Origin of the sequence: Arthrobacter sp. H14, from assembly GCF_000520495.1 — a bacterium.
In the GTDB taxonomy this organism is placed as follows: domain Bacteria; phylum Actinomycetota; class Actinomycetes; order Actinomycetales; family Micrococcaceae; genus Arthrobacter_C.
On the sequence record NZ_KI914679.1, the window covers coordinates 1 to 4,384 of the forward strand.

Consider the following 4,384-nt stretch of genomic DNA (forward strand, 5'->3'; position numbering starts at 1 on the left):
GTGTTGAACCAGGTGGACCGGCTCCAGGAGCGGGAGGTCGAGCCGGTGGTGAAATCCCTGCGTGGCCTGCTCGCCCAGGACGGCCTTGTTGACGCCGAAGTGCACCCGGTTTCTGCGGTGACCGGTACCGGCATCGACGTGCTGCGGGGGAAAATCCAGCAGGTTGCGGCCCGTCGCGAGGCGGCAACGCAGCGGCTCATGGCCGACGTCGGCCGGGCCGTGAAGCAGCTGGAAACGACGTCGAACGGCGAAGAGCCGGCGCCGGCTTCAACGAAACAGAAACCTTCAGCGAAAAAGCCGACCCCGTCGGTGGGCAAAAACGAGCGGCAACAGCTGGTCGACCAGCTTGCCGGGGCCGCACGGGTGGAGGCCGTCGTCGACGCCGTTGCCCGGTCTTACCGCAGGAGGGCGCGGGCGCAGACCGGCTGGCCGGTGACCCGCTGGCTTGGAAAGTTCCGTCCGGATCCGCTGCGCAGACTGAATTTGGGCCGCGATGATGTGAACCCGGAGCTGAACCGGACCTCCATGCCGGAACCGGGAGCCGCCGAGCGTGCCAAAGCGGACTCGGCGGTGCGTGCCTTCGCCGATTCTGCCAGCGAGGGCGCACCTGAACCGTGGAAGGCTTCCATCCGGCGCGCGTCCCGTGCCTCGCAGGAGGAGTTGCCCGACGCGCTCGATCAAGCAATTGCCGGAACGGATTTGCGGGCCAACCGGAAGTCCTGGTGGTGGCCGGTCATTGGCGTCGTGCAGTGGCTCGCCCTCGCCGCGGCGGTGGTGGGCGCCGGCTGGCTCGGTTTCATCGCCATCATGGGATACCTGCAGCTGCCGGTGCTGGAGACGCCGAGAGTGGAAGGATTTCCGCTGCCGACGCTGCTGCTCCTCGGAGGTGTGCTGCTCGGCATACTTCTGGCCATTATGTCCGGGTTCTTCGCCCGCCTCGGAGCGCGGAGCAGGGCCAAAAATGCCCGACGGCGGCTCCGGGCTGCAGTTGGCGCGGCCGCCGACAAGCACGTAGTGGAACCGGTCCAGGCTGAGATCGACCGGCTGGGGCAGTTCAATGCGGCACTGGCCCGGGCCAAGGGGGCCAAGGGGGTCTAGGTACAGCAACGCGCCAACAGGGAGGCACTGTCGACGCTTGCCGGCTCGTTAGACGCACCGGCACGCGCAGCATTGTTCAGAGTCGGGCCCGCCGCCAGCTGGCAGTCTGCTTAACCAGTCTGAACGACAAGCCTGCTTACTATTTCATAACATTTTGGCCTCAATGAAAAGACCTGTGCGCTTGAGCTGCGTCACGGACCTTGATCAGCGTGCGCAAGTTGCGTGTCGTCGTCGTACGTTTATATTTTGCTTTGGCTGTCAATTTGTTGATTTCAGAGTCCAGTGTTTTGCCGACCTGTACCTGCCGGGCCATCGCTTCGGCCCCCAGGCGATACTGCTGCGCATTCGCTTCGCCGCCGGCCGCCTGGTACAACTCATCCAGCATTTCGATATCGGATGTCAGCGTGATGTAGGCGTGCATCTCCTTTGAGTCGCCAGGATACGGGCACGCTTCGACGAGTTCGGCCAACCGCTCCGCCGTCAGAACGACCACCCACGCGTCGTAGCCGAAGTTGTCCCGCAGGCAGGTCTCGATGAGGTTCTTGACTTCGACCGGACCGGCTTCGGAGGCGCAAAGAATATTGCCGGTGGCCAGCAAGGTGGACACGTCCCGCAGCGGCAGCGAGGACAGAGCCTTCCTCAGATCGGCCATCTTGATGTTGATGCCGCCGACGTTGATTCCCCGCAAAAACACCGCGTAAGTGGTCATATCCCAAAGCGTAGCGGCCTACACCGGCCGTCAGTCGTGTCCTTCACGAAGTTCAGGCGGGAGGTAGGCGTCCATGGCGCTTGCCGGGATGCGGAAGGAACGGCCGAAGTGCACGGATGGCAACTCGCCGGAATGGACCTTCCGGTACACCGTCATTCTGGAAACACGCAGTGCCTGCGCAACCTCGTCGACGGTCAGCAGTTCCACCCCATGGAACACTTTGTTCACCGCTTCGGAAGGCTTTGGACTGTGGCTTGGCTTCCGATGGTGTGGATGTGATGATTCGGCACTCATGATGTCTCCCGACTCGCTCGCCCTATCGGTCTGGCCGATAGCGTATGTCTAGGAATAGTCGTTAGAGCTTGGGGTTTCCTTGTTACTGGCGTTAATAGGGATACTCAGTCATTTGAGGTTTTCGCCGAGCCTGAACATGCCGAGCGTGAACACTATGTACGAGGGCGGCGGTTGTTCAAGCCGAGGATGAACCTAAAGTACGGGGGCAGTGGTTCTTTACCGTGCTTTCGCGTTAAGGGTTCGGGTTCGCGATGCGAACAGTGCGGAATGGGTGACATTGCCCGAGGTGCAGGGCGGGCGGGTCGGCGGGGGACCGGGCCGCTATTCGCCGGACTTGCGGAGCGATTCGGTGAGGATCCGCGCGGAGTTGCAGACGACGTCGGAGTGCAGCCGTCCGGGCTGGCGGGTGAGCCGTTCGATCGGGCCCGAGATGGAAAGCGCGGCGATGACCCGTCCCGACGGACCGCGCACCGGAGCCGAAACGGAGGCGACGCCGGGTTCGCGTTCGCCGAGACTCTGCGCCCAGCCGCGGCGGCGCACCCCGGCCAGCACGGTCGGCGTGAAGCGCGCGTTGGTCAGTCCTTCGAGCAGCCGGTCGTGATCCTCCCACGCGAGCAGCACCTGCGCGGCCGATCCGCCCCTCATGGACAGCTGCGTGCCCACGGGAATCGTGTCGCGCAGCCCCACGGGTCGTTCGGCCGAGGCGACGCAGATGCGGGAATCGCCCTGCCGGCGGAATATCTGCGCGCTCTCGCCGGTCGCGTCGCGGAGTTGCAGCAACACAGGTCCGGCCGCGGCGGTGAGCCGGTCCTCGCCGGCGGCGGATGCGAGCTCCACCAGCCGTGCTCCGAGCACGAATCTGCCCTGGATATCGCGGTTGACCAGCCGGTGGTGCACCAGTGCCACGGCCAGCCGGTGCACGGTGGGCCGCGCCAGTCCGGTCGCCGTCACCAGTTGAGCCAACGACGCCGGCCTCGACTCGAGCGCGTCGAGCACCATAGCTGCTTTATCGATGACGCCGACTCCGCTAGAATTGTCCATAGACTGATATTGCCGTCTCAGATACTGAGATGCAAGTCCAGCCAGTGGCGCAGACAGGCGCGGGTGCTGTTCAGTTGGTTTTACGTTCAGTTGGATTGAACACACATCAGGTGAAGGGAAGAGACCATGGACCCGGTCGTTCAAGGCAGCGCAGGCAAGACCGTCGATACAGTCGAGACAGCCAAGACACTGCCGGAAAAGGTATGGGCTGACCATATTGTGAGCAAGGGCGAGGACGGTAAGCCGGACCTGCTCTACATCGACCTTCACCTCCTCCACGAGGTCACGTCCCCGCAAGCGTTCGAGGGACTGCGCCTGGCCGGCCGCGATATGCGCCGCAAGGACCTGACCATTGCCACCGAGGACCACAACACTCCGACGCTGGAAATCGACAAACCGATTGCGGATGCGACCAGCCGGACCCAGATCCACACCTTGCGCGCCAACGCCGAGGAGTTTGGCGTCCGCATCCACTCCCTGGGCGACGCGCAGCAGGGGATCGTGCACATCATCGGCCCGCAGCTCGGACTGACCCAGCCCGGCATGACCGTCGTCTGCGGCGACTCGCACACCTCCACGCATGGCGCGTTCGGCGCGCTGGCGTTCGGCATCGGCACGTCCGAGGTCGAGCACGTGATGGCCACCCAGACCCTGCCGTTGAAGCCGTTCAAGACGATGGCCATCACGGTCGAGGGCGAGCTCAAGCCCGGCGTCTCAAGCAAGGACATCATCCTGGCCGTGATCGCAAAGATCGGCACCGGCGGCGGACAGGGCTACGTGCTCGAATACCGCGGCTCAGCCATCCGGGCGCTGTCCATGGAAGCCCGGATGACCATCTGCAACATGTCCATCGAGGCAGGCGCCCGTGCCGGCCTGATCGCCCCGGATGAGACCACCTTCGAGTACCTGAAGGGCCGCCCGCACGCTCCCGAGGGCGAGGACTGGGATGCCGCCGTCGAATATTGGAAGTCACTGCAAACCGACGACGACGCCGTGTTCGACGCCGAGATCTTCCTCGACGCCAATGAGCTCGAGCCGTTCGTCACCTGGGGCACCAACCCCGGCCAGGGCGTTTCGCTCTCCGGTTCGGTCCCGTCCCCGGACGACTTCGCCGACGAGAATGACAAGGCCTCCTGCGAACGCGCGTTGACCTACATGGATCTGGAGGCCGGCACGCCGATGAAGGACATCCGCGTGGATACGGTCTTCCTCGGCTCGTGCACCAACAGCCGCGTCGAGGAC

4 protein-coding genes and 1 pseudogene are annotated in these 4,384 nt (G+C 64.2%); 2 read left to right on the forward strand and 3 right to left on the reverse strand.

Annotated features, from left to right (window positions below):
- Positions 1–1,098: pseudogene (locus Y707_RS31695) on the forward strand (ABC transporter); the annotation flags it as partial.
- A gap of 160 nt (positions 1,099–1,258) precedes the next feature.
- On the opposite strand, the gene Y707_RS0117565 reads toward Y707_RS31695, so the two are convergent.
- From Y707_RS0117565 to Y707_RS0117575, 3 genes are all read right to left on the reverse strand, one after another.
- Positions 1,259–1,807, reverse strand: a complete 549-nt coding sequence (locus Y707_RS0117565; protein WP_026536040.1) for a DUF1697 domain-containing protein — start codon at positions 1,805–1,807, stop codon at positions 1,259–1,261.
- Between the two features lie 30 nt (positions 1,808–1,837).
- Positions 1,838–2,035 (reverse strand): helix-turn-helix domain-containing protein, encoded by a 198-nt coding sequence (locus Y707_RS0117570; RefSeq protein ID WP_026536041.1) that lies wholly within the window; start codon positions 2,033–2,035, stop codon positions 1,838–1,840.
- A 387-nt stretch (positions 2,036–2,422) separates the two neighbouring features.
- Positions 2,423–3,142: an IclR family transcriptional regulator gene (locus Y707_RS0117575; protein ID WP_026536042.1), complete on the reverse strand. Its 720-nt coding sequence runs from the start codon at positions 3,140–3,142 to the stop codon at positions 2,423–2,425.
- A gap of 126 nt (positions 3,143–3,268) precedes the next feature.
- Between Y707_RS0117575 and Y707_RS27190 the strand changes: the two genes are divergently transcribed.
- Positions 3,269–4,384, forward strand: a 1,116-nt coding sequence (locus tag Y707_RS27190; protein ID WP_081744974.1) for a 3-isopropylmalate dehydratase large subunit, incomplete at its 3' end; no start/stop codon positions are given.